The sequence below is a fragment of the Spirosoma sp. genome, assembly GCF_026391055.1.
In the GTDB taxonomy this organism is placed as follows: Bacteria; Bacteroidota; Bacteroidia; order Cytophagales; family Spirosomataceae; genus Spirosoma.
Window position 1 is genome coordinate 141,254 of the sequence record NZ_JAPLET010000015.1, and the last position, 26,228, is coordinate 167,481.

The following is a 26,228-nucleotide window of genomic DNA, read 5'->3' on the forward strand; positions in this document are numbered from 1 at the left end:
TAGTAACGACAAACGCCATTTCTCTGAGAAATGGCGTTTGTCGTTAAATTCTTGAAAATGAACAGCTCCAATCAAAACTTCGCCTTTCCCGAGTCCAGAAATGCTACGAAATGCGAAATGTCACGGTCGTAATTTTTGGGTGATACCAACAGGTTACCCTCGCTGTTGACCAGGCAATAATGCGGCTGGGCGTTGTTATTGAACTTCGTAATTTGCAGGTCGGCGTTTTGAGCACCAATCGTCTTTTTTACTTTCTGATCGTAGGTCGACGTGTACCAATCTGCTTCGGGCAGTTCGGTTTTGTCATCTACGTACAGGGCCAATACCACAAAATCATTCTGTAAGCGCGACATCACCGTCGGGTCCGACCAGACGCGGGCTTCCATTTCGCGGCAGTTCACGCAGCCGTGTCCTGTGAAGTCAATGAATATGGGTTTATTAACCTTTTTGGAATAAGCCAGTGCCTGCTTGTAGTCGAAGAAGCCCTGCAAACCGTGAGGCAGGTGAAACAGGTTACTGTATTTAGGGGTCTCGGTGAGGGTACTGGCCGGACTGGCGGACACCTGTATGTTGTTCAGATTGAAATCCTGAGACGTTTCCGGGGGCAGATAACCGGATAACGCTTTCAATGGAGCGCCCCAGAGACCGGGAATCATGTATACTACAAACGAGAGGGTGATAATCGCCAGCAGCAGTTTCTGCACACTGATGTACTTGGTTTCGCTGTCGTGGGGTAACCGAAGTTTGCCCAGGAAGTAGAAGCCAATCAGGGCGAAAATGACGATCCAGAGCGACAGGAATACCTCCCGGTCGAGTAGACCCCAGTGATACACCTGATCGGCAATGCTTAGGAACTTCAACGCCAGGGCCAGTTCCAGAAAACCAAGCACTACTTTCACCGAGTTGAGCCAGCCACCCGAACGGGGCAGGTTCTTCAGCCATTGCGGGAAGGCCGCGAACAGCGTAAACGGAATGGCAAATGCCGAGGAAAAAGCGGCCATCCCCAAAATAGGTTTCACCACTTCGCCACCCGCCGAAGCGACCAGCAAACTGCCGACGATGGGACCTGTGCAGGAAAATGACACCAGCACCAGCGTAAAGGCCATGAAGAAGATACCGGCAATACCACCCTGCTCCGATTTCGCATCGGCCTTATTGATGAGTGAGTTGGGTAATACGATCTCAAACAGACCCAGGAAGGATAAGCCGAAGATGAAGAAAATGGCGAAAAACAGGATGTTCGGCAACCAGTGTGTACTGACGAAATTGGCAAACGCCGGGCCGTTGAACCGCGATACGACCGTACCGATCAGTACATAAATGCCAATGATAAACGCTCCATACAGCAACGCTTTCCACTGACCACCCTGCTGATTGGTAAAGAAACTCACCGTGGCCGGAATGATCGGGAACACACAGGGCGTAAGCAACGCTACCAGACCCGACAGGAACGCAGCTAGCATAAAACTCCAAAGTGAGCCATTGGCGGCCGGAGTGCCGTCTTCGACGGTTGCTTCCGGTTGAGCGAGCGCTTTAGAAACGCTTGAATCGATCTGGGTATCTGTTAAGGATGCCGCTTTCGTTTCTGTTTCGACGGGTGTCGTTGCTGCAACGGCGGTTTCGGAGGTAACCACCGATGCTGTTGCAGGGGCTGACGCTACCGTGGGGCTGGCGGGTGCCGTAGCCGCCGACGATGCATTGATAGCTACCGAAAAGTCAGCTTCAGCCGGTGGAAGGCAGGTGCCGTCTTTCGACGAGCAGGACATGTATTCGGCCGTACCGGAGAATGTGGCTGTCGGCTTGAGCAATTTAACTTTCTGAATGAAGACGGCTTTGTTCTCGAACTGACGCACTTTTGCGCCCCAAACCTCTTCGTAAACCTCCTGAACACCCACCGGGGTTACCTTACCAACGAGGGTATAGGCATCAGACGACGGAAATTTGAACGTAGTGGGCAGTGGACCAATATTGGGATCAAGGTCATTGGAGTAAACATGCCAGTTTTGGTCGATACTAACCTGAATCCGGATACTAACAACATCGCCAACCTGAGCAGGCTGCTTATCGACTTTTGCTGACCAACTGGTTGGGTCTTTACGTATTTGCGCCAGTGCAGTCAGGCTGACTAGCAGCCACACAACGAGCGTACTAAATGATTTCATACCGCTTTGGGTAAGTGATGGTTTTGGTGAGTGAACAGCAATTGAACGAAAATATTTCCATTTCCCGTCTAACTACACAAGAAAACCCCGATGTTGACCGGGGTTTTCTTGAAAAATCGGGAAAATTTATACTCAATAGCTGAATATCACCGGATTTAGTTCGTCTTGCGGATGGCTGCCAACGGGCACATTATCAAGCCATTTGGCGTGGTCGGCTACCTGAAATTTGTTGCGGGGCTGCATGATGACCTGATCTTTATCCATATAAATCATGGTCATCACTTTGCGCGGCCGATCAGAAACATTCGGACCGGCACGGTGGAATGTCCAGCCCGCATGGTAACTCACCTCGCCGAGGTCGAACGGGGTGTCGTGAACGTTGAAGTTTTGCCGGGCGAGTTCATCCGCAAGAATTTTCTCACTGGCATCGCTAATCTCCACGTCGCGGCCAATTTCAACGGTCTGGCTACCTTCGGCAAAAGCCAGCGGGCCCATTTCCATGGGCGTGGCCTGCAATGGAATCCAGACGGTAACGGTATTGGGCGACGCCAGCGGCCAGTAAAACTGGTCGGCGTGCCAGGGCGTAATGCCGCCCGATGGTTCTTTATAAAGAGCCTGATCGTGGTAGATCCGAACCCCCTGAACCCCCATCAGATCGGTAGCAATCTGGGCCAGCCGTTTCGAGAAAACGAATTCTTTTGCCTGCTCATCTTCAAGCCACAGATTCATAATCTGAAGGAAAGCCCGCTCGTAGGTCGTGCGCTCTTCCATGGGCTTGATGAGCGTGTTGAGTTTAAAAACCAGATCGGTGATAATGGTGCCGTAATAGTCGAGTACAGCAGGGCTCAGAACATCCTTCAGCTTCACATAGCCTTTCTCCCGATAAAACGCAATCGCTTCCTGACTAACCGGATAAGGAGCATCCAGTTCGGTCAGTAACACTGCTTTGTCAATAGTCGCTTCCATGTAGTATCGTTTAAGGAATAGATAGAACAAAAGTAATGTGCCTTCGCTCGATAAGAAAGCAGCAGTTTTGCGTATTTGTGCTTAATTTTGACAAGATTATTCGGCCCTAATTAATGACTGGGTTAAAATAGGATATTTTGTGAAAGCTCTTTTTGAAAAGTTAGTATTCAGCGAGCAAAGCTCAGTGCTCGTTCGCCGATTTCAGATCCCTTATTTTGACGCTCCCTGGCATTATCATCCGGAGTATGAACTAACGTATATCGTCAAGAGCCACGGTCGTCGATTCGTTGGCGATCATGTCGATTCGTTTCAGGCGGGCGATCTGGTACTGCTCGGGCCAGACTTACCGCATTTCTGGCGGAACGATGATGACTATTATCAGGCTGATTCTGTTCAGAAAGCTGTGTCTATAGTGGTGCAGTTCCCGGCTACGTTTCCTGAGCGGGGGCTGGCAACCGTACCCGAAGCGGAACCGGTACGTAGACTGCTCGAACGGTCGCGGTATGGTCTACGCTTTAGTCAGCGTATGAGCCAGTGCGTCAGCGAACTTCTGGAACAGTTGCCGCAGCAGACCGGCTTGCCCCAACTGTTGAGCCTGCTAACGATACTGAACGAACTGGCCACCGATCAGGAGGCTTATCTATTGGCCAGTGACGGCTATCAGCTGGCTCCCGGCGCAGCCGAAACCGAACGGATGAAGCGAGTGCTCGAATTTGTTCTGCTGCATTTTCGGGAAGAGATCCGCATAGAAACCATTGCGTCGATTGCCGGAATGGCCCCGGCGGCTTTTTGCCGGTACTTTAAAAATCGTACCCGTAAAACGTTTGTCGAGTACCTCAACGAACTGCGCATTGGCCATGCCCGTAAGCTGCTCACAACGACTGATCTAAGTATCAGTCAGGTTAGTCTCGACTGTGGGTATAACAACAGTTCGCATTTTCACCGGCAGTTTAAGCTCTATACCAGCATAACACCTTTTCAATACCAGGTGCTGGCAAAAGGAAAAGGATAATTTACTCGTTGGATTTCCCGCAAATTCTACCATTTTCTACCGTACCTTTGTCCGATACTAAGTTGGTTGTTTGCCGGTTCGCCGGGGCAACCGTCCGGAAATTAAAAAACCGAATACAAAAAACGCTCGTAGCATGACGACCGCCACCACCACCCGCGATACGCAGGTATTTGACCTAATTGCTAAAGAACAACACCGGCAGGAGTCGGGCATTGAATTAATAGCTTCCGAGAACTTCGTATCGCCTGCCGTTATGGAAGCGGCCGGGAGTGTTCTGACCAATAAATATGCTGAAGGATTACCCGGCAAACGGTATTATGGCGGTTGCGAAGTAGTCGATCAGGTTGAACAGATTGCCATCGACCGTGCTAAAGAGCTCTTTGGTGCTTCCTGGGTCAATGTGCAGCCACACTCGGGTGCCAATGCCAACACGGCCGTATTTCTGGCCTGCCTGCATCCCGGCGACACTATTCTGGGTTTCGACCTCTCGCACGGCGGTCACCTGACCCACGGTTCGTCGGTCAATATTTCGGGTAAATATTTCCGTCCTACCTTTTACGGTGTCGAAAAAGAAACCGGTGTTATCAACTACGATGTGGTTGAAGAAACCGCTAAACGCGAACGCCCGAAGCTGTTGATCTGCGGTGCTTCAGCTTATAGCCGCGATTGGGATTACGCCCGGCTGCGTGTCATTGCCGACGAGATTGGTGCCTTGCTGCTGGCCGACGTATCGCACCCGGCCGGTCTGATCGCCAAAGGGCTGTTGAATGATCCGCTGGAGCATGCCCATATCGTTACCACCACGACGCACAAAACACTGCGCGGTACACGGGGTGGTATTATCATGATGCGGAATGACTTCGAGAATCCATTTGGAATTAAAACGGTAAAAGGCGAAACCCGTCTGATGTCGTCGCTGCTGGATTCGGGCGTATTCCCCGGCACACAGGGCGGACCGTTAGAACATATTATTGCCGCGAAAGCCGTAGCCTTTGGCGAAGCGTTGAGCGACGATTTTTATGATTATGCCGTTCAGGTAAAAGCCAACGCGCAGGCTATGGCCAACGCTTTTCTGAGCCGGGGCTACGAAATTATTTCGGGCGGTACGGATAACCACCTGATGCTGATCGATCTGCGTTCGAAAGGGCTGACGGGTAAACTGGCCGAGAACACACTGATCAAAGCTGATATCACCATCAACAAGAACATGGTTCCGTTTGATGATAAGTCGCCGATGGTAACGTCGGGGATGCGCGTTGGTACGGCCGCTATGACAACACGTGGTCTGAAAGAATCGGACATGGAGCAAATTGTCGTATATATCGACAAGGTGTTGATGAACCACGACGACGCGGCAACCCTGGCAACCGTTAAAGAAGAAATCAACGAGTGGATGAAAGCATTTCCGCTCTATGCTTAGTTTAAGGAGTTAGGAGCGGGGAGCCAGTAGCGGGGAGCAAATCCACGCTCAACTCCTCACTCCTCACTTCTCGCTCCTAACTACTAATACCAATGCCTCTCGATCAACTGACTGACGAAGAAATCGATTCCGAAGGTAAGGAAATGTCCTTCCTGGATCATTTGGAAGAACTACGCTGGCACATTATCCGTGCGGTTGCTTCTATTTTTGTATTTGCCATCATTGCCTTCGTTTACATCGAGGAGATTTTCGACGTCGTGATTATGGGACCTAAAAATCCCAACTTCTGGACGTATCGGATGATGTGTAAGCTGGCCGACACAACCGGTTATGCCGACCTGTGCGTAAAAAAGCTCAACTTTGAGTTACAGTCGCTGGGCGTATCCGATCAGTTTACGATGGCCATGACCTCGTCAGCGATCATTGGTCTTTGCTTTGCCTTTCCATATGCTTTCTGGGAGTTATGGCGGTTTATCAAGCCGGGTCTTCGTAATGTTGAGCGGGACGCTGCCCGGGGAGCCGTTTTCTTCGTTTCTCTGCTGTTCACGATGGGGCTTCTGTTTGGCTATTTCATCGTGTCGCCTTTGGCGATCAACTTCCTGGCGAACTTCCAGATCACTCCGGAGATCAAGAACCAGTTCGATATCACGTCCTACATCGGTATACTCGTTACCCTCTCGCTGGGTTGTGCCCTGATCTTCCAGATGCCGATGATTGCCTATGTATTATCGAAAGTGGGCGTTCTGACTCCGAAGTATATGCGCGAGTACCGCAAACATGCCTGGATCGTGATTCTGGTCGTAGCGGGTATCATTACGCCATCGCCGGATATTTACAGCCAGGTGTTAGTGGCGCTACCATTGACCTTGTTATATGAAGTAAGTATTCTGGTATCGGCGCGGATTGAGAAGGCGAGATTAAAAGCGGCCAGCGAGCTGGAAAAAGCCCAGTAAGTAGCCTATAGATAGAGGCCCTTCCCTGTTGGAAGGGCCTTTTTGTTTGTAGTGGATTTGTATATTTACTAAAGAAAAGCCTGCCGAACCTATAAATTTAGACGGGCTTCAACTTCCATTACTGGAGATTTTTGCCGATTTACCTGAATAACAAGTAGTGAACGATGCCACAGTACGATTTCAAAAAATACCATTATCGCTCCATCAACGCGGCTACCGACGCCGAACGGGCAGCCATTAATCAGGAGTTGAAAGATTTATACAACTCATTGCCTGAGGAAGAAAAAGGTGAATTCAATAATCAGTTGCAGACGTTCCTCGCCAAAGAAATGGGCCGATTAAAATCTAATTACGAGTCGGTGAAGGGCAATCTGGGGGATAATTAGTCAGTGGGAGCTAAATCATGCCTCGTGCCTTTAGCTCCAGGTACTTATTCACGGTGTTGGCGGTCAGGTTTTGGGGGGCCGTCAGAATGGTTTGAATACCGTACTGGGCCAGTTCCTTTACAATCTGTTTCTTCTCGAAGGTAAACTTTTCGCCAATTGTCTTCAGGTATATTTGCTCGGTGTCGGTGGCGGACTGATCTAGAAGGGAGCGGAGCTCGGTGTTTTCAAAGAAGATGACGAGCAGAAGATGATCTTTGGCTAACCGGCGAAGGTACGGCAACTGCCGATGCATGGCACTTACGGTTTCGAAATTTGTGAACAATAACAACAGACTCCGCTGGCGGATATTAGCCCGGACGCTGGCGTACAGGCTCTCGTAGTCCGTTTCCAGAAAGCGCGTTTTCTGCCGATAAAGCAACTCCAGAATTCTGAGCATGTGACCCGTCCGACGGTCGGCGGGGAGGAGTTGGCCGACGTGGTTAGAGAAGGTTAAGATACCGGCCCGGTCCTGTTTCATGAGCGCGATGTTACTCAGTACAAGACTGGCGTTGATGGCGTAGTCGAGTAACGTAAGGCCTTCAAATGGCGACTGCATCACGCGTCCTTTGTCGATTAGGCAGTAAACTGGTTGCGAACGTTCGTCCTGGTAAGCGTTAATCATAAGGGCCGTTCCCTGTGAATCACTTCGGCGGGAAGTCGCTTTCCAATTGATGGTCCGTACGTCGTCGCCGGTTGCGTAGGGGCGCACCTGTTCAAACTCCATGCTGTGACCAATGCGCCGGATTCGTTTTACGCCAACCTCGTTCAGCCGGTTAGTAGCCGCCAGCAGTTCATATTGCCGCATTTGCAGGTAAGATGGGTATACGGCAACGAGTTTCCCCTGCTCAAACTGATACCGTCGTTTCAACAAGCCCAACGGCGACAGCGCAAAGACGTTGACAGCGCCAAAGCTGTACTCTCCACGGCGCGTTGGGCGCAGTTCGTAGCGAATCGCGCGTGTTTCGCGCGATTTCAGGTGGGCGTGGAATAGCACGTCGCGCCGTTGGAATTGAAACGGAATTTCGTCGATCACTTCCAGATGCGCCGGAAACGTGTATTGATTTTCGAGGTAGATCGTAATCGGGTTCTCGTCGCCGTTCGATAACCGGTCGGGCACTTCCCTACGGGCAAAAATGCCGGGCCGGGCTGTGGGACGGAACAACAGCCACCCATCAATCCCAATCAATAGAACAAAGACTACAAAGGCCACCTGCACCAGCGGGAACAGAATGGGAAAGGCATAAGCAGCTACAAACAGCAGAATCAACGCGATTAGAGTGAACCACAGGCGGGTGGCAACGAAAAGAGGGCGGAATAACTTCATTCAGTTTGGCGTTGTTTTTACCTACTTCAGTATTGTAAAGTCAAAATTCGTCACTCATGGTGTGACGAATTCGATTAACGTGAATTCGGAGTTATAAATGGCCCATAGGGCTTTTACAGGAAGTCTAGTTCCGAATTGAGGTTTATGGTTTTGACTGTTTTAGCTGACTTAAAGCCTCATCAATTTCTTCTTCATAAACAGGGTTATCGTTATCTTCCTGGTAATCGCCGGTCCGTTCGGCACGCAGGGCTTTGTAAAAGAAAGATGCATCCTGAAAGGCCGCACGGGCTTCGGCAAGCCGGTTGAGTTGTTGAAAAGCGCGGCCTTTATGATAAGCAACCAGCGCACTTCGGCTGTAATTTTTGGCGGCTTTATTCAAATCGGTCAGGGCTTTTTCGGCCTGACCAGTGGCGATGTAGCTGACGGCTCTACTCACAAAATGACGATAATTTACCCATTCGGCACCGTGTTTGAGTGATAGGGAGTCGATACCAATACTGAAATGATTAATCGCTTTTGAATGGTCGCCGAGGCTGCGGTACGTTAACCCCAATAAGTAACTGACCGGGTTGTTCCCGATCATATCGTCGAAGCTGGCTGTCAGTGCGTCGTAGGCCTGTAAATGTTGCAACGCGCGGGGATAATCGTGAAGCCGGGAGAGGTAGCTTTCACCAATAAACCCGTGTTCTTTGGGGTAGCTGCTTGTCATTTTCTCCATCCATGCCGTGGCTTCCTCGAAGTTCCGCTCGGCGAGATAGGTGAACACACGAGCCCGGAAATTTTGCACCGAGTTCTCATGCATGTCCAGTTTATCTAGTGGTATATAACGCCGTCCTGGAGCAAAAAATGGAATGCCTATCGATTGGCGGTTATTGGCTAGCATGATCGAAGACCACCTTAGCTGATACTCGCCATCCTGCGCAATGGCCGAGGTTGCTAAGAGACACAATAGGGCGAGTTGCTTCATGGCAAAATATCGGTTATGTGTCCGTCTTTGAGTCGGAGTGTGAGCGAAACCGCGGTGTCGCGAGTTAAGTCATCAGACTCTTTTCCGGGGTGTAGAAACGAACGGGCCGCAATGTAATTCCGACAGATGCTGAGCAATTGATCCGTGAGCTGACTGGCAAAGGCTTTCGGGCAGTAATCATCTCCAAACCCTTTCACGTCGAACAAACCAGCTTGTCCGGCGCAGTTCACCACAAATTTGATGGTCAACAGGCCTGACTGCTCTTTTTGGCTGACAGGTTGATAATAGTTGGAAAGTAGCTTGTTGAGTTCATATTGCCGGGAGGTATAACTCAACGGAGTCGTATTCCACAAAGGCTGAAAGCAAGTGGAGCAGGTTTGAAAAGCCGCAGGTTGACAGGTTTCATTAGGCGATAGGATGCGTACCAGCCGAAACGTCTCGGTGGCAACCGAACAACCATTCCAGCCAATGGCCTGCATCTGCTTTGGCAGGGTGTTCGTAATCTGCCATAACGGTTTATAGCCTCCTGCCCGGTTGTGCTGGCTACCGAAAATAATCAGAAACACAGAGTGTTCAAAGGTTGCCAATTGCCAGAAATGCGCCGTTCGCTCTTTCGTGTGTAGGTTTTCTAAACTTATCTGGCCATTGGCATACAACGAAACGATCAGATTATTCGATTGCCAGACGCGCCCGCTCAACTGCTGGTATGTACTGACGGAGTCAATAGGTACGTCCGTAAATCGGCGGAAAACCATTGGAAATGTCGACCCAATGCGTAGTAAATCGTCTTGTACCGTCACCAGCTGGGGGGCGAAGTGAATGGTATCCAGCCGTACGCGATTGCCATCGATTGCCCAGGTCGACTGTATTGATTTGGCTGAGCCATCGACCAGACCCAACTGATACGTACTATCGGCCGATAACCGGATGTAGGTTGGGAGTGCACAGGTGAAAGTCGTATCGAGTTCGGTATGAACGCCAATCCAGGTGCCGGTTAGCTCCTCGCGTATTTGCCCATTGGTAAGTGAAGCGTGAAGCATGAACAGGGAACAATACAGGCCAGCCAGACACCATCGACCCGCTCTCAACCAACGGGCTGACTGGATAGAGTAGATTGGATGTAGCCTACTTTTCATGGGTTCTGCCTCTGGACTGCGTTGCCCCAGACTAAGTCCGGGGTTATCAATAATCAACCCTTTCAGGGTTGGTTTGTATCAGGAGTAATTAACGTTAGAGTACTTATCGGGACGTTCATCGGGGAACCTCAATTTTCTGGACGAGTTGGGTGATAACTTCATCGGCGGTACCACCTTCCATTTCACGTTCAGGGGTTAGCAGTATACGGTGACGCAGCACGGGCGTGGCCAGTTCCTGAACATCTTCGGGCGTGATAAAATCGCGCCCCCGTAACGTAGCCAGGGCTTTAGCGCTGTTGAGCAAGGCGACCGACGCACGGGGCGATGCGCCCAGATACAGCGACTTGTTTGTCCGGGTTGACTGCACAATCTGCGCGATGTAGTCGAAGAGTTTATCTTCCACATGCACCTGATGCACTTGTCCGCGCAGCGTAGCCAGTTGCTCTGCCGTGAGCACGGCCTGAACAGCATCCAGTGCCTCGTTCAGGTTGCGCCGACCGGCACTTTGCCGCTGGTGATGGCCGCGTAGAATGTCCGTTTCCTCGTTGCCGACCGGGTAGCCCACCACAATCTTAAACAGAAATCGGTCCAGTTGTGCTTCGGGTAGTCGATAGGTGCCTTCCTGTTCGATGGGGTTTTGGGTGGCCAGCACCATAAACGGTTCATCGAGCGGGTAAGTTGTGCCATCATTCGTCACCTGCCGCTCTTCCATGACTTCGAAAAGGGCTGCCTGCGTTTTGGCGGGAGCCCGGTTAATTTCGTCAATCAGTACCAGATTAGAAAAAATTGGCCCTTGCCGAAACATAAAATCGCCCGTTTTCGGGACAAAAACGGAATTGCCCAGCACATCCGACGGCATCAGGTCGGGGGTGAACTGAATTCGGCTGAAACCTACCGACATGGTTTTAGCCAGCAGTTTAGCCGTTAGTGTTTTGGCAACGCCTGGTACGCCCTCAATGAGTACGTGGCCATCGGCGAGCAGGGCCGTCAGGAGCAGGTCAATAGTCTGGTGTTGCCCAACAATAACCTTACCAACTTCGGCACGAATGGCGTCGACGGAGGCAGTCAGGGAAGTAAGATCGATACGCGTTTGAAAGGATTCCATAGGGCGTCAGAACCAGGATTTCTTCAAGATTTAAAGGACTAAACAAGATTGCTACAGATAACAGTTTCTTATAATGAAAACGCTGTGCAGTTTATCTTAGAAATCTTTTGTTGGTACTAATCCTGTAAATCGTTTAAATCTTGTGAAAATCCCGGTTCAGAAAGTTTGTTTAAAATGTTCCATTGCCTGATTCAAGTTAATCAAATCAAATTCCGAAAGAGTAATACTCCGTTGGGCGTCTCGCAGAATTCGTACCGTCTCGGCGGTTTCATCCAGCGAAGCACCACTTTTTCGAGCCAGAGCTTCCGTAAATTCTTTATCTAAAACTGTTGTGTTTAACCCATATCGTTCGCGAATATCGGCCAGGAAATACTGGATTTTCTTACGGGCGAGGTTATCATGATCACCCTGCTGAAAATACATCCGGCCAATCGTTTTTACGAAATCCAGCGACGTATTCTGGGGCGGCTCTACAACGGGAATAATCCGCTGGGTGCGCTTTCCGGCAAAAAAAGCGTAGAAAATCAGCCCAAAAACCACCAGATAATACGCCCAGTTAAGGGCTGGCTGCGACCGGACATACCGAAAGATAGACTGCTGATCTTCATCGAATCGCCCGCGTTTCTGGTACTCATCCCAATAGGTTGGCTGAGCAGGGAGATACGACAACGCTTTAAAGGCATAATCAGACGTTTTCTGGCCCAGCACATAATAATTCGTAAATGCCAGCGGTAAGTTATGAATGAAAAATTGCCCTTCCCCGTATTGGATTCTGATAAAAATCGGCTCTTTTCGGGCATTTCGACCTAATACCGTTACCTGGCCGGGCCTGCTAATCCTCAGGAAATTACGGCCGTCGTCGTACGCAAAATTGTACCCGGTGGCCTTTTGTAAGGCTGGGTTGACAAAGTACTGGCGCAGAGTTGAATCGGCCTTGTTCGGGTCTTTTACCTCCGCTTTGAATCCTAAGACTTTGCCCAACGAATCGGGCAGATCGTAAGCTGAAATAAAGACGCTGTTTCCCCGGCGAACATAGGCAAGCAACTGTTTTAGATCATTCTTGTCAGCGTTAAATTCTTGGCAGATAAGTACATAGTTGCTTCGCGTGGGCAATCTGGTTTCTGTCAGGAAATTGTAGATCGGTAAGCGCATCTCATTGATCCCCGATGGTTTCATAACATCGGGCAGCAGATCAAACAACGCCTGGGTACCAAACGGAATCTTATCGTCGTTTTCGTAGGTCGGCCGCCAGTCAATAGGCTTCGGACGATAGTACTCGAAAAGTGAGTAAGCCGTTATCGTAGCCAGTAAAATAAGAAGATATTTATTCGGTTTCAGCAAAGGCGCGGGTGCCGGATGACCGGACAGTTCTTACGTTGTCAATTGTTTGTTCGCCCGGTTAAACGCGGTAAAACGGGTTTGTAATGCCGTGAACCGGCTTTCGTCGATGGGCAAATCGCCATACCAGGTAAATTCGAACTGACGGGTGAGGTGCTCAAATTCAGTTTGAAGCGATGAGTTGACTAATTCATGGACATACTGCCGGTTGGTTTTGTCGGGTTTGTACTGAATGCGCCCTGCATCACTCAAGTGTTTGAGCGTTTGCAGGTACAGCAACCGAACGGCCAGCCGGAAATTACGCTGGCTGACAGCGTCTTCGACAGCGGAATCGAAGTTGATCTCGTGAATATTTTCGGTCAGGTTCTCGTACGCCAGATCAACCGACTGTGCTTTCTTCGAAAACAGGAAACCCAGTACTTCGGCCTTCATGAGCAGGTAAATAGCCGCGCTGGCAATCACTACCAGAATTACATACTGCCAAACGTTCTGGTAAGCTTCACTGGACAGAAAGCTGCCCAGTTTACGCATGAGCCACACCCAGAAACGGGCCAGTGGGTTTTCGGGCGGAGGGGCTTCGCTGGTGTACTGGTAGTCGTGGTCCGTTTGTTTATTGCGCAGATGTTCCGGGGCCGGGTAACGTACATGAATCGGAGCCTGGTCGTCGCGGGCGTTAACTACGGCGGGCGTTGTAGCGCTTGAGTCAGATGCTTTCGTCTGTGCTAAAACTACTGCCGGTGAACCCAGCAGAATCAGGCAAAACCAGTATAAGGCCTGCCTGAGCAAATCTGTAAAGCCTACATCAATACGCTCCTTCATCCGTTGCGCGGGGTTGTGCTGGTGACGTGCCGATGGAATCGATGGCTGAGAACAGGCCACGACCTTCCTGACGCTCCACCAGATTGGTATATTGAAAGCCAATGGCTGTATAAAGAATAACGTTCAACAGTGTTCGGCCAACGATGTTGATAACGTTGCCAAGTATCAACCATACAACCGAAACATCGGGCAGTAGTTTGGCACCCGTTAAAAAGGCGATAATGGCCGTGGGTGCGGCAAAGAGAAAGCCGATGATGCTGACAATGATGCCCATGACCAGAATCAGCCCAAAAGTAGACCACCATTTATCGCGAATGAGCTTGAAACAACGGTCCCAGGTAGTACCGAAATCGGCCCCTTCGAATACCGTAACGGCCAGGGACAGCGACAGAACGACGGCCACATAGATGCCCGGTATAACCAGAAACATAAATCCGATACCGATAATGATTGAGTTCAGGAGCGAAATAATCAGCGCCCGCCCGATCATGGGCTGAACCTCTGCCCAGATATCGGCCACGGAGATGTCGGTATTTTTTGTCCGGTTATAAAGCTTCATGTGGGCGTAGGTTGTCAGGATAACCGCCACGTTGGCCAGCAGGCTAAATAGCATGGCTACCCAGAAGGTTGGCGAGAAAACCTGACCCATCATCCGAAAAGCGGCCATTGGATCGTTGGGATTGGCGTTGTCCGGGTCGTCCATAAGATGCAGCATGTTCGACTGCATCACGCCCGAAGCAATACCCGCCACCAGGGCTACTGGCCCTACAATGTAAAGCAGGGCAATTCCCAGGCTGCGCATGTTCTGAACAACGTACTGAAACGTAGCATTAATTTTATTGCCGAAATCGCGTTGCTCGAAGAGTTCAATCATGGCTATTTGTACGGTTAAGGGAGATAGGATATAGAATAAAGTACCAACTAATGAAAGCTGCTGACACGAGAATGATACTTCCGCTTACAAGGGGCGGCAGGGTTAGCCGCGTGATGAAACTCTCCAGAAAACCAGCCGTGATGAAAACCGGCACCAGCCCAACGGCAATCTTCAGCCCTTGTTTTATGCCCCGCTTGAACGACTCCAGCCGGGAGTAGGTGCCCGGAAACAACAGGCTGTTGCCCACCGTGAGGCCGGCACAACCCGCAATGATAATGGCCGAAATTTCGAGCGTACCATGAATCCATATTTTCAGCACGGAGTCGAGCAGGAGTCCTCGTTCGTAAAAAAAGTACTGGAAAGCGCCCAGCATAACCCCGTTGTAAAAGAGCATCGCCATCGTACCAAACGAAGCAAACAGTCCGAAAATAAACGTTCGAAAAGCCACGTAAATATTGTTCAGCGTAATCTGAACAAACATTGTCGATTGGTCGCTGCTGTTATAAACGCCCAGTGGATCGCCCTTTCTGATGTTTTCTAGCGTCATATTTACGTACGCATCGCCCAGAATGAGCCGCACAAAGGTATTGTCGTGAGCGGCCGACAGCCAGCCAAGTATACCCGCTGCCAGAAAGATACCCGCCGATAGTGCCAGCAATCGGTGCGACTGCCGAAACAGAAGTGGTAGTTCGTATTTCCAGAACGTGATAAACCGACTGCGGTCGTCGCGCCGGTTTTGCATCAGCCCCCGGTGCATCTGAGACGCGAGTCCGTTGAGGTAGCGCGTCACGTTCGAATCGGGGTAGAACGTACGGGCGAAGGACAGGTCGTCGGTCAGTTCTACAAATCGGGCCGTCAGTTCGTCGGGGTCACGTGTGGGGTTCTGCTCGATGTCGCGCCACTTGTCAGTATTGCGTTTAACAAAAAGAGCTTCGCGCATGGGAGTCGTGCCGGGTTAAGTGTTGGTAGGCAGTAAGAGTAGGCAAGTAGCTAAGTTAGTGAGTGTAATGTAGCCAAAATCTGATTTTTCATGAAAAGTTTTTGATGAAAGGGGCTTACTAACGACTTTTGGCCTTTGACTCACGACTCTTACGCATGTCTGTTGCCATCCGCACCTCTCAAAACGTTTTACTGGAATACGAACCAGCCAGTATTGGCGAGCGAATTCTGGCTGCCATGCTCGATTATCTGGTCATTTTTGGCTGGGTTTTGCTGGTTTTTGGCATACCCGCCCGATTGAAGATAACGCCAGGTACATTTTATTCGATTCTGGTGCTGTCGCCCGTTTTATTTTACGATTTACTATCCGAATGGATGCTGAACGGGCGTAGTATTGGCAAGATTGCGCTGGGTGTCCGGGTGGTCATGCTGGATGGGTCGCAACCGGGCCTGGGCGCTTATCTGATTCGATGGGTGCTGCGTATCGTTGAATCCGTAGGCTTTCTCGGAGGCATTGTGCCCATCATTACGGTAGCCGCCAACGGAAAAGGCCAGCGGCTGGGCGACATTGCCGCCGGCACAACCGTTGTTAAGTTAAAACCCGCCGTTTCGCTGGACGACGTACTGTTTCAACCTTTACCCGAAACCTACGTGGTTCAGTTTCCTGACGTGCGGCTATTATCCGACCGGGACATGGGCATTGTTCGCCATATCCTTCGCCAGGGTGATCAATTGGCCATTCAACGGACGGCCGATAAAATTAAAGAGGTGACCGGTATCCAGAGCGATTTGCCAAATTGGACCTTTCTGGAAACGGTTGTCAGCGATTATCAGTTTATAACAGCACAGTGACGTCTGGGTCAGCCTCCGGCTGGCCTTTGATAAATTTAACGGGTCAGCCTCTGGCTCACCCAGACCCTTATGCTCGATTCAATCAAATCACTTGCCCGGCAATACGCGGCCGACATCGTGCAAACCCGCCGACACCTGCACGCGCACCCCGAACTTTCTTTCCATGAGCGAAATACGGCCCGCTTCGTCGCTGACCAACTTAAAGCCATTGGCATAACCCCACAGGAAGGCGTAGCCGACACCGGACTGGTGGCCATTGTGGAAGGGCGAAACCCCGGCAGTCGGGTTGTTGCGCTCCGGGCCGATATGGATGCCTTGCCTATCCACGAGGCTAACGATGTACCCTACAAATCGACCGTCGAAGGCGTTATGCATGCCTGTGGGCACGACGCGCATACGGCCAGTCTGCTCGGCGTTGCCCGTATTCTGCACGTGCTGCGCGATCAGTTCGATGGTACCGTAAAGTTGGTTTTCCAGCCGGGCGAAGAGAAAGCACCAGGTGGTGCATCGCTCATGATCAAGGAAGGGGTACTGGAAAACCCGGCCCCCGTAAGCATGATCGGTCAGCATGTGGCACCAAATATTCCGGTGGGTAAAATCGGCTTCCGCGAGGGCATGTACATGGCCAGTACGGATGAGCTTTACCTTACCGTTCGCGGTAAGGGGGGCCATGCGGCCATGCCGGATAACCTGGTCGATCCGGTTTTGATTGCCTCACATATTATTGTTGCCTTACAGCAGATCATCAGTCGTAACCGCCCACCGGCAAGCCCGTCGGTTCTGTCGTTTGGCCGGTTCATTGCCGATGGCGTTACAAACGTGATTCCCAACGAAGTGACTATCCAGGGCACGTTCCGGTGCATGAATGAAGAGTGGCGCGAAGAGGGTAAAAAACGCATGGTCAAACTGGCCGAAGGTATTGCCGAAGCGATGGGCGGCTCTTGCGAATTCACGATTGTCCATGGGTACCCGTTCCTGAAAAACCACCCCGAGCTAACCCGGCGCGTTCGGTCGCAGGCCGTCGAGTACATGGGAGCCGATAATGTCGTGGATCTCGACTTATGGATGGCGGGCGAAGACTTTGCGTTCTATTCGCAGGTTGTCGATTCCTGTTTTTACCGACTCGGCACCCGCAACGAAGCGCGTGGTATCGTTTCGGGAGTTCACACCCCCACCTTCGACATTGACGAAGCTTCCTTAGAAACCGGCGCGGGGCTAATGAGCTGGCTGGCCGTGCAGGAGTTACGGGTTGTGTAGGTATTGAGTTGAGACCGGTCTACGTTAATGAGTTATTTGACACTTCTACACCCATCCGGGGTGGCAAACCACTACGTTATTGGACCCGGATGAGCTGAACGCCCAGCACCGGACGACCATCGGCTGTAACGCCTTGTATCACCACGCGCACCGTTCGTACAACGTCCGACAGCGGAAATCGTAACTGGCTGCGTCCCTGACTGTCGGTTTGCATCAATGGTTTCCAGTACAAAACATCCCGGCGATCGACGAGGCCTGACAGGGCGGTGGTGGGTGCTTCCGCATCGTAGCGCGGGACGTAGAACTCGCGCTGCACCGATGGGTAGCCAATAAACTGAATCGGCGTCATCCCACCCCGGGGGGGGGCGCTCCCCTGCATGGACCGGTGGCTTTTGGTATAAAAGGCAATTACCCCGTTTCCCCCTCTGGCTCCGTATGTACCCGTCGTAATGGCACTTTTCAACACTTCAATTCGCTCAATATCAGTTGGACTGAAGAAAAACAAAGCCGTTCCATCAGGGTCCTCAATGGGCATACCATCCATTAAATACAAGGGCTGCATACCGCTTTTGAAACTACTCACACCCCGAATAAATACCTTGTAGCTACGCGGTACAGCAGCTCCTTCCCGGGTGACTGTCACGCCCGTCAAACGTCCTTGGATCATTTCGTATAGATTCTGGTAGGATGACGATTTCTCATCGACCAGTAAAACAGCATCAGCCTCGTTGTGCAAACTACGCTGTTGAATATCATCGGGCCTTTTATCGAATTTTTGCGCCCGAACGATCACCTCTTTCAACACTTTCGCCGTTTTATCGCGGTACAAATCGGCGTTGGCTTCCTGCCGAGCACGGGCCGCTTCCAGTTGGGCCCGCAAGGTTGATCCGTTTGGCGCAACCGGTAGTTTGCCATACTCCCACAACGTACCCGGCCCTTCCTGAACCAGAAAGGCTTCTTTAGCCGATATGTTTTTTAATTGACGATCGGTGATTTGCGTCAGTAGCCGCACTGTGTCGGCAATGGCCATTCCCGCCAGCCGGAAGCGGCCCCGTTCGTCAGTGCCCGCCGATTTTATGGACGATTGCCCGGCTATTGGCGCTATGATAAATTGTGCGCCGGGTATGGGTTGATTTTTCGAATTCACAATACGTCCCCTGAGCGATATACCACCCAGTCGTTCCGTTTCGGGTGTGCCGCTGACCCGTCGCCAACCTTGGGTTAATAACAGGTCGTCCAGCGCCTGACGGGTTTGGGCGGTGTGATTCATCACGTATTGATTAGGGTTTTCGATCCGTCCCCGAAGCTCTCCCGTTAGCAACAGATGGGCGGGCAACGTAGCCTCGGCGGTATCATCCGGCACCTGGTCAGCATCGATAATTGACGCCGATAGAGCGGCTAATGTCGGTGATCCCTTATCGGTCAGATTGATACTCAGGATGGCCTGCTCGCGGGGTTGATAACGGGTTTTGTTTACGCCCATCCGCACATGGACCGGCGCGATGAATTCGGGCACAAAAATTAGTCGCTCGGCTTGCGGTTTGGCGATGGCATCGTACAGGGTAATTTGCGCCAGGCCCGGTAACCAGCTCATCATGGGCAGGCTTAGTTTCGCCACCCCACTTTGCAGGAGAATTTTTCGCTGATCGACCACCCGGCCGTGCTGCTGAATCAGGATATAGACGGAGTCAGCAACGGCCCGGTTAGGGCTCAGTATGGTCAACGCCAAACGGGTGGTATCGCTGATCGCATCGGCCGAAAGCAACAGTCCTTCCGGTTCGGGTTTTGGCAATGGAACGCGCTGCGGCTGGTTGTTGTACGTCAGGTCGGCGTAATATGTCCGTTGCGGCTTTGGCTCCATCGATACGCTGGTCATTCCCTGCGGATTGGTTTTGAAACGAACGACTTCGGCACCCTGGTCGTCGACAATACGACCCGCTATTGACAAACCACGCCCGTCAGGCTGTACGATTTTGACGCCCAGACGCGCGGGCAATCCCGTAATCCAGCGACCCCCTTCCGGCAAAATCTGAACATCTACTGGCTGAGCAGCCGAATTACTCCGTATCGGCACCTCGTTCTGAAACAGATTATAGATTGCCACAGACCGCTCAAAAGCCGGGCGTCTTTGGGCGTCATCTTCATCAGTATAGGCGCGCAGGCGATAGGTTCCCGTCAGGAGGGTATCCGACAGGCGGAAGTTACCCTCGCCCCGTCCATCAATAATGCGTACCCACTGGTGCTGTACGAGCTTGCCGGTTGACGAAAGCAGGTCGACATGAATAGCCGTTTCGCCACTGGCTCGCTGGTAACTGGCCGCGTCAAGTACGTACGTACTGATCCAGAGCCGATCGCCAGTGGCGTAAACCGGTTTGTCGATGTGTACAAACATGGCGGGAGCCAGCCACTTGAATCGGTCATTAAAGGTTGTCGTGATCCGTTCCATTCGAGCGTCGGGTGGGGCGAGTTTTCCCTTTGTCGCTACCGGTTCGTTCGTGAGCGTTTCCTTTTCAGTCCCATCGGGTTTCCAGTCGGCGGGGAGCATGGTCGATAGCCGGTCATTCCCCATTGATCCTTTCGCTTCCATCCCTTCCGGCATCGTAATAATCCCATCGACGGTCAGTTGCAGCTGACCGCTAGGCAGACTCATTTCAGTATAAGCGTAACGGGCATCGGGATAGGGCGAGAAACCTGAGACCGCATTCGTGTAGAATACGATCAGTTTCATGGGCGAAACCAGCCGTCGTTCGGTCGCTAACCGACCGGGTTGAATTAACGTAGACGTCTTAATGGGAATCAGACGCTTGTAGTCGCTAACCGCAGCGGCCAGCGTAATTGATCGACCTTCGAGGGAGATCGGTTTCGTAACATCTTCCTGGTAGACCAGAAAACCGGCCTCTTTGAACGTATTATCCGCCAGGCTGGCCATCAGGTGCCGGATTGAGCCTTTGTAGGCGGTCAACCGGTTACGCCGAAACTGGTTGGCTTGCCGTTCGTTCTGGGGTTTTATTTCTTCAAAACGGGCCGTACCCGCCGAATAAACATTTCCTGATGAATTCGCATCGAAATGCTGTAACGCGTAAATCAACCGATAGCCCAGCGCCTGATTTTCGATAATCAACGGCTCAGTAGCCGTTGCATACAGATGCCCTTTATCTTCGTTAAAACTAATCACTTCGCCGTTTACCAGCCAACACTGGCCGCCAAACGGCTCGCCGAAGAGTTGCTTTTTAAACTGCCGCAACTGGCGTTCCCACTGCTTCGGATTGCCCCGTACGGTTACGGCCTCCAGCGTTTGTTCACTCGGTTTTAGCTGGAAATTTGCTTTCTGCGGTGTTGTATTATCGAATCGAATTATTTGCCTGGCAGGTTGATAGCCAACAAATGAAGCAGCTATTTCGACCGTACCCAGTGGCACGCCTGTCAACGTATAAAAGCCTTTGTCGTCGGTTATTGCCCCGCGCGTTGATCCATTTACGTAGACGTTGGCAAACGGCATGGGTTTCCCCGTCGTGGCATCCGTTACGTAGCCGGTCAGTAGGGCGGCCGTTTGTCCATGAGCCAGACGGATCGATTCCAGAAGCAGAAGGGCTATTATCCAACTCAGGAAGAACGAGCAGCGCATAGGCGTTAGATTATCCTTTAGAAAGAGACCCCCTGTGTACTTATACCTATGACTATTTGTTTTTGGGACATGATCCGCTTAGTAGATATATGTTTGTAGGTTAATATAACTAGGCTTGCCAACTAGATAAGTTGACAACCTCGTGTATCTTCGGGAAAAGTACGTTGAGATGAGACTAGCGACAAACCCACTAATCTATGTAGTTGACGACGATCCTAACCACCTGGACCTGGTGAACTACATTTTTAGGAAGTACCACGCTCACTGTAAATTGCGCTGTTTCAGCGATGGGACGGATATGCTCTTTCATATGACCCATAAGTTAGACCGACAGCTACCTAACTTAATTTTGCTGGACTGGAACATGCCGGTTATGGCGGGCAACCATGTGCTGGAGCTTTTACGGATGGATTCACAATGGCAATCGATTCCGGTCGTCGTGCTCAGCAATTCGGAAGTCGATAAGGACCGTGCCCGAAGCTATCACTTAGGTGGGCGGGCTTTCATTGCTAAAGCTGAAACGCTCCAGGAGCTTATCGATACAATCGCTTTGATCCTGGAGTTGTGGTTACCCTAAGCGCTCCATCCTCCTGCGCTCCATAATTACCATTGACTTATATTTTAGCTACCGGCGGCCAGCCAGGTAACGGCGGACAGGCTCATCATATACGAGCTGTATTAGATAGGCAAAAGCAGCAAGAAAAATCACTCCGGTAATAATAATCAGTGACAGGTTCAATGTGTCTGGCTTATGCCGGGCCAGATAGCTGCCGAAAATCCACATAGCCCAGTAATGAGTCATGTAGAGAGGGTAGGATAGGTTACCCAAAAAAACACACAGTTTTTTAAGCTTGGGCGATGGGCTAGCCCCCGCTCCAGTTGCAATCAGGGCGGGGAAAAAGAGCAGCACGACGATTGGTTCGGTTAGCCAGTTCCATTGAGTAAAGGGCATAAGAAAGGCCAGCATCAGCAGCACCGCCATACCTGCGAAGCCAAGCCTATTCTTTATGAGCCAGTTGGCCCGGTAGATGAATAACCCGGCCATAAACGAGTACGCTATGCGGGCACTGCCATCCCAGAAGTTAGAGCCTGCCCAACCGCCCAGCAGGTTGCCCGACCGGTAGCTGACAAAACACAGGGCTATTGCAGCCAGTACGATCAATACCGACAGGTAACGACGGCTGATTCGGAACAAGATTAAGGCATAGATGATATTGGCCACGTATTCCCAGAACAACGACCACGCCGGTGCGTTAAAACTGAACAGGTTGAAAGCCCGCTCTTTCATGATGGGCAGCGGAATGAGGCATACCGAGCAAATAAAGGTCAGCCACAGGTTTACCTTACCAGACAAGTTGGACTGATCGGCAAAGGGATCGAAGAGAAATCCCAGCAACCCTAGTACCGATCCTAAGACGACCAGGGGGTGCAACCGGATCAGTCGTAGTTTTAAAAATGCAGTGAGTCCTAATCCAGAGATTCGGTCATCATAGGCGTAACCGATGACAAAGCCCGATAAGCAAAAGAAGAAATCGACGGCTAAAAATCCGTGGGCGATGAAGTTGCCGCTAGGATCGGAGTATACCCACTCCATGAAGTGGAAGATGACGATGGCCAGAGCCGCTACCCCGCGTAATCCATCCAGTATAACAAAGTGGGGCTTTGCGTTTGTATTAGCCAAATTTATGTCTTCCATACCTATGTGGTTGCATCTCCTTTTGAAACGGTTCTATATTTTGTTGTAGTTGCTGCGTTTACACGGCGAAAATAATAACCCCAGCCATTGTAAGCCTGTTTGAAAGTTGGGTAGGCAGGTTAGACGAGAGTTGTTAAAATAGATGACAGGCTCAATTGAACAGGCATTGTAGCCCGGTATCTTAAGCCTCCGATTTATTTTCAACTGGGACAGATTGACACAACCAACACCAGCTATAAACAGATGACGGTTTTTTCACAAATTAGCTAAAAAATTCTCCGTATGTCAACGCCAACACTTCTCATTGCTGTTTATGCCGACAGTCCATCTGCGTGGCGGCAGTGGCTCGCCGAGAATCAGGCGACCGAAAGGAGCGTCTGGCTGGCTATTTACAAGAAGGCAAGCGATAAGCCCAGCGTTACGTATGACGAAGCCGTAGACGAAGCCCTTTGTTTCGGCTGGATTGACAGCTCTGTCAGAAAGGGAGATGCCGACCACTATTTTCAGTTTTTTACCCGGCGTAGTCCCAGAAGTAACTGGAGCAGAGTCAACAAGGCGAAAGTCGATAAACTGCTGAAAGCCGGAAAAATGACCGAAGCCGGTATGGTGATGGTTGACCTTGCCAAACGAACCGGTACCTGGACGGCGCTCGATGAGGTCGAGAATCTAATCTGCCCACCGGATTTGGCTGCTGAGTTCCATGAAAATCCGATGGCAAAAGGGTATTTTGATGCATTTCCTAAATCCGTGAAGCGAGGTATTCTGGAATGGCTGCTCAATGCGAAAACGGCCACAACGCGGGCCAAACGTATTCGGGAAATCGTTACACTGGCCGAACGGAACGAACGCGCCAATCAGTATGTACCCAAGTCGACATGAGCCTGCCGATTGATAGGTTTAATAATCTGTTCACGAACGTAGACCCGTTGTTCATGATAAGGTAATAGATGAGGTTGATTTTTGCGGGAATTATCCCCGCATTCTTTTTCCTCCTTTATGACCCGTCTATCGCTACGCACTACACTTGGTATTATTACTGCATTTGCCCTGCTTACCACCGCCTGTGAAGACCACAGGCTTGTTTCCCTGCCTAACTTTCCGGCTATTGTTGACGCGACCAACCCCGACACGTTTCTGCCGACAGTTCTAGCGGATGTCAACGGTGTTAAGGTGTACAATGGGGGCTTCGGGTCGGCCATAGTTGCGGATCCGAACGATCCGGGTGCTTTCTTTATGCTCACCGACCGCGGACCAAACATAGATGGTACAATAGCTAATTCAAAAGTCTTTGCCGTCCCAGCCTTCGCTCCTCAAATCGGTAAATTCCGGGTTAAAAATGGCTTGATGACACTCGAAAAAATCATTGAGTTGAAGAATAACGCTGGCGTTAAGCTCAATGGTTTGCCAAACCCGATCAATGTGGGTGGAACAGGCGAGCTTGCACTTGACGTGAACGGCAATGACCTCGGTACCAGTGCAGACGGTATCGACTCCGAAGGGCTCGCCGTTGCTTCTGACGGTACATTCTGGGTAAGTGACGAGTATGGCCCTCACATTGTCCATTTCGATGCAAACGGGCAGACAATGGAGCGAATCAACCCATTTGGTACGGGTACCGGTGGCCGAAAGATCCCGCTTGTCTTTGCTAAGCGTCGGGCCAATCGGGGTATGGAGGGGCTAACCATTACGCCCGATGGGAAAACGCTGGTAGGTATCATGCAGTTTCCTCTCTACAATCCATCCTCAGCCGCTATTTCGGGCTCACTGGTGACGCGTATACTTACATTCGATATTGCGATAGGAGCCACGAAGCAATTCGTTTACCTGATCGAAAAGTCGAATCTACAGGCCGTTAGTGAGATTGCGGCTGTATCAAATACAACGTTTCTGGTTCTTGAACGGGATGGTGAGTACGGTACCGATGCCAATAAGTCTACCCTGTTCAAACGCGTTTATAAAGTTGATCTGGCTGGTGCTACGGACATATCTGACCCCGCCAATGGGGCGAACGGCAAGCTCTATGGCGGTCAAACCGTTGAAGAACTTAAAACAGCCGCTGCCTTGCAGACCAACGGTATCGTTCCCGTCAGCAAGACGCTTGTTCTGGATTTGGCTACCGAAACTACGCCCGTTTATCCGCACGATAAGGCGGAGGGAATTGCGCTGATAAGCCCTACGCTGTTAGCCGTGTCAAATGATGATGATTTCGGCGTGACAGGCACCGGCACTTACACCGCCAAAATACTGCCTTCTACCAATACAATCGACAAAAATCGGGTGTATTTTATCACCTTAAAGTCACCCGTAAAGTAGCTTATATCCGCTTCGTTTTGCTGGTTTCTATAGTATACCAGCCATTGTTGAGGTCTGTAACTACCGTTACAGACCTCTTTTCGTTCGGGACTGTATCGTAACATTCTAAATTACGGCTATCCGCAAAACTGGGTCCTTAAATTGCACAAACGATTCCTTGATTGTTATACATTTGTACTTCCTTATATCGTTCTATTTGAAAGTTTAATTCGCTCTACGCACATGAACAGAAGAGACGCCCTCATGCGGGTGGCCGCCCTGGCTGGCTCAGCAATAGCGCTGCCCGCTTTGGCCGATACGCTCGAAGCTTCGGCTGCCCGACGCGCCCTGACGGGCAAACCGCTTTTCTTCACGGCCGACCAGGATGCGACCGTTGCTGAACTGGCTGATACTATAATTCCAACAACAAAAACACCGGGTGCCAAAGCGGCCAAGGTGAATGAGGTAATCGATATTATTCTGAAAGACTGCTACAAGGCAGATGATCAGCAACGCTTCGTGGAAGGGTTGACCCGGACTAACAAACTAAGCCAGGATGCTTATGGTAAGGCGTTTGTTCAACTCGATCCAACTCAACGAATTGCGATTGTAACAAAATTACAAACGGAGGCTAAAGACCAGCTGGCACAGATGAATTCGAACAAGGCCACTGCCAAAGTCGAAAACTCACAGGCTGATCTACAGATGCCGGATGCAAAGAAACGGTACACGCCGTTCTTCACCATGTTGAAAGACTTGACGCTGACCGGCTACTTTACGTCGGAGATCGGTGCTACCCAGGCGCTCGAATACGTAGCGGTTCCAGGTCGTTACGACGGTTGTGTTACGCTTAAGCCCGGTCAAAAGGCGTGGGCGATTTAACTAGTAAGTAGGAGCGAGGATCGAACCGCCGAAGCGGTGAGAAGAGAGGAGTTGCTGACGCAAGCCAGGAACGAACCAGCCCTTCTAATTCCTGATTCCTACCTCCTTAGAATAAACCAGTATGCAGGAATGAGTTTTATGGCGCGTCAGCTCTCCTAACTCCTACCTACTAACTCCTTAAAAA

22 protein-coding genes are annotated in these 26,228 nt (G+C 50.9%); 10 read left to right on the forward strand and 12 right to left on the reverse strand.

Features of this window, described 5'->3' with window-relative positions; all coding sequences use genetic code 11:
* Window positions 1-71 precede the first annotated feature (71 nt).
* Window positions 72-2,162, reverse strand: coding sequence for a cytochrome c biogenesis protein CcdA (locus tag NT073_RS06260; RefSeq protein ID WP_297370415.1), 2,091 nt, complete (start codon window positions 2,160-2,162; stop codon window positions 72-74).
* 132 nt (window positions 2,163-2,294) lie between these two features.
* On the reverse strand, window positions 2,295-3,128 hold the full coding sequence (locus NT073_RS06265; protein WP_297370418.1) for a phytanoyl-CoA dioxygenase family protein: 834 nt from the start codon (window positions 3,126-3,128) through the stop codon (window positions 2,295-2,297).
* 139 nt (window positions 3,129-3,267) lie between these two features.
* On the opposite strand from NT073_RS06265, the gene NT073_RS06270 reads away from it, so the two are divergent.
* The 4 genes from NT073_RS06270 to NT073_RS06285 all read left to right on the forward strand — a co-directional run bounded on the left by NT073_RS06270 (window position 3,268) and on the right by NT073_RS06285 (window position 6,899).
* Window positions 3,268-4,140 (forward strand): AraC family transcriptional regulator, encoded by an 873-nt coding sequence (locus NT073_RS06270; RefSeq protein WP_297370421.1) that lies wholly within the window; start codon window positions 3,268-3,270, stop codon window positions 4,138-4,140.
* A gap of 133 nt (window positions 4,141-4,273) precedes the next feature.
* Window positions 4,274-5,560, forward strand: coding sequence for a serine hydroxymethyltransferase (glyA, locus tag NT073_RS06275; protein ID WP_297370424.1), 1,287 nt, complete (start codon window positions 4,274-4,276; stop codon window positions 5,558-5,560).
* Window positions 5,561-5,652: 92 nt separating this feature from the next.
* Window positions 5,653-6,513, forward strand: a complete 861-nt coding sequence (tatC, locus tag NT073_RS06280; RefSeq protein WP_297370427.1) for a twin-arginine translocase subunit TatC — start codon at window positions 5,653-5,655, stop codon at window positions 6,511-6,513.
* A 164-nt stretch (window positions 6,514-6,677) separates the two neighbouring features.
* Window positions 6,678-6,899 (forward strand): hypothetical protein, encoded by a 222-nt coding sequence (locus tag NT073_RS06285; protein ID WP_297370430.1) that lies wholly within the window; start codon window positions 6,678-6,680, stop codon window positions 6,897-6,899.
* Between the two features lie 10 nt (window positions 6,900-6,909).
* Here the strand turns inward: NT073_RS06285 and NT073_RS06290 are convergent, their stop codons facing one another.
* The 8 genes from NT073_RS06290 to NT073_RS06325 all read right to left on the reverse strand — a co-directional run bounded on the left by NT073_RS06290 (window position 6,910) and on the right by NT073_RS06325 (window position 15,441).
* Entirely contained in the window at window positions 6,910-8,262 is a 1,353-nt protein-coding gene (locus tag NT073_RS06290) for a DUF58 domain-containing protein (RefSeq protein ID WP_297370434.1), read from the reverse strand.
* Window positions 8,263-8,404: 142 nt separating this feature from the next.
* Window positions 8,405-9,229: a tetratricopeptide repeat protein gene (locus NT073_RS06295; RefSeq protein ID WP_297370437.1), complete on the reverse strand. Its 825-nt coding sequence runs from the start codon at window positions 9,227-9,229 to the stop codon at window positions 8,405-8,407.
* Window positions 9,226-10,269, reverse strand: a complete 1,044-nt coding sequence (locus tag NT073_RS06300; protein WP_297370440.1) for a hypothetical protein — start codon at window positions 10,267-10,269, stop codon at window positions 9,226-9,228. The genes NT073_RS06295 and NT073_RS06300 overlap by 4 nt, the downstream gene beginning before the upstream one ends.
* 211 nt (window positions 10,270-10,480) lie before the next feature.
* On the reverse strand, window positions 10,481-11,470 hold the full coding sequence (locus tag NT073_RS06305) for a MoxR family ATPase (protein WP_297370444.1): 990 nt from the start codon (window positions 11,468-11,470) through the stop codon (window positions 10,481-10,483).
* A gap of 156 nt (window positions 11,471-11,626) precedes the next feature.
* Window positions 11,627-12,811: a DUF4350 domain-containing protein gene (locus tag NT073_RS06310; protein WP_297370446.1), complete on the reverse strand. Its 1,185-nt coding sequence runs from the start codon at window positions 12,809-12,811 to the stop codon at window positions 11,627-11,629.
* Window positions 12,812-12,841: 30 nt separating this feature from the next.
* Window positions 12,842-13,627, reverse strand: a complete 786-nt coding sequence (locus NT073_RS06315; RefSeq protein WP_297370450.1) for a DUF4129 domain-containing protein — start codon at window positions 13,625-13,627, stop codon at window positions 12,842-12,844.
* A complete protein-coding gene (locus NT073_RS06320) occupies window positions 13,611-14,501 on the reverse strand; it encodes a hypothetical protein (RefSeq protein ID WP_297370453.1) in 891 nt (296 codons plus the stop codon). Before NT073_RS06320 ends, NT073_RS06315 begins: the two co-directional genes overlap by 17 nt.
* Complete coding sequence (locus NT073_RS06325) at window positions 14,494-15,441, reverse strand: stage II sporulation protein M (protein WP_297370456.1); 948 nt, start codon at window positions 15,439-15,441, stop codon at window positions 14,494-14,496. Before NT073_RS06325 ends, NT073_RS06320 begins: the two co-directional genes overlap by 8 nt.
* A gap of 155 nt (window positions 15,442-15,596) precedes the next feature.
* Between NT073_RS06325 and NT073_RS06330 the strand changes: the two genes are divergently transcribed.
* Entirely contained in the window at window positions 15,597-16,292 is a 696-nt protein-coding gene (locus tag NT073_RS06330; RefSeq protein WP_297370460.1) for an RDD family protein, read from the forward strand.
* Window positions 16,293-16,361: 69 nt separating this feature from the next.
* A complete protein-coding gene (locus NT073_RS06335; protein WP_297370463.1) occupies window positions 16,362-17,549 on the forward strand; it encodes a M20 family metallopeptidase in 1,188 nt (395 codons plus the stop codon).
* Window positions 17,550-17,625: 76 nt separating this feature from the next.
* Here the strand turns inward: NT073_RS06335 and NT073_RS06340 are convergent, their stop codons facing one another.
* The gene (locus NT073_RS06340) at window positions 17,626-21,174 is read right to left on the reverse strand and encodes a carboxypeptidase-like regulatory domain-containing protein (protein WP_297370465.1); all 3,549 of its coding nucleotides are present in this window, start codon (window positions 21,172-21,174) and stop codon (window positions 17,626-17,628) included.
* 169 nt (window positions 21,175-21,343) lie between these two features.
* Here NT073_RS06340 and NT073_RS06345 point away from each other — a divergent pair, with 169 nt between their 5' ends.
* Entirely contained in the window at window positions 21,344-21,751 is a 408-nt protein-coding gene (locus NT073_RS06345; protein ID WP_297370468.1) for a response regulator, read from the forward strand.
* 48 nt (window positions 21,752-21,799) lie between these two features.
* Here the strand turns inward: NT073_RS06345 and NT073_RS06350 are convergent, their stop codons facing one another.
* On the reverse strand, window positions 21,800-22,870 hold the full coding sequence (locus NT073_RS06350; RefSeq protein ID WP_297370471.1) for an acyltransferase: 1,071 nt from the start codon (window positions 22,868-22,870) through the stop codon (window positions 21,800-21,802).
* A gap of 282 nt (window positions 22,871-23,152) precedes the next feature.
* On the opposite strand from NT073_RS06350, the gene NT073_RS06355 reads away from it, so the two are divergent.
* The 3 genes from NT073_RS06355 to NT073_RS06365 all read left to right on the forward strand — a co-directional run bounded on the left by NT073_RS06355 (window position 23,153) and on the right by NT073_RS06365 (window position 26,044).
* Window positions 23,153-23,749 carry a YdeI/OmpD-associated family protein gene (locus NT073_RS06355; RefSeq protein WP_297370474.1) on the forward strand — a complete coding sequence of 199 codons (597 nt, stop codon included), beginning with the start codon at window positions 23,153-23,155 and terminating at the stop codon, window positions 23,747-23,749.
* A 117-nt stretch (window positions 23,750-23,866) separates the two neighbouring features.
* Entirely contained in the window at window positions 23,867-25,183 is a 1,317-nt protein-coding gene (locus NT073_RS06360) for an esterase-like activity of phytase family protein (RefSeq protein WP_297370477.1), read from the forward strand.
* A gap of 243 nt (window positions 25,184-25,426) precedes the next feature.
* A complete protein-coding gene (locus NT073_RS06365) occupies window positions 25,427-26,044 on the forward strand; it encodes a gluconate 2-dehydrogenase subunit 3 family protein (RefSeq protein WP_297371636.1) in 618 nt (205 codons plus the stop codon).
* Window positions 26,045-26,228: the final 184 nt, after the last annotated feature.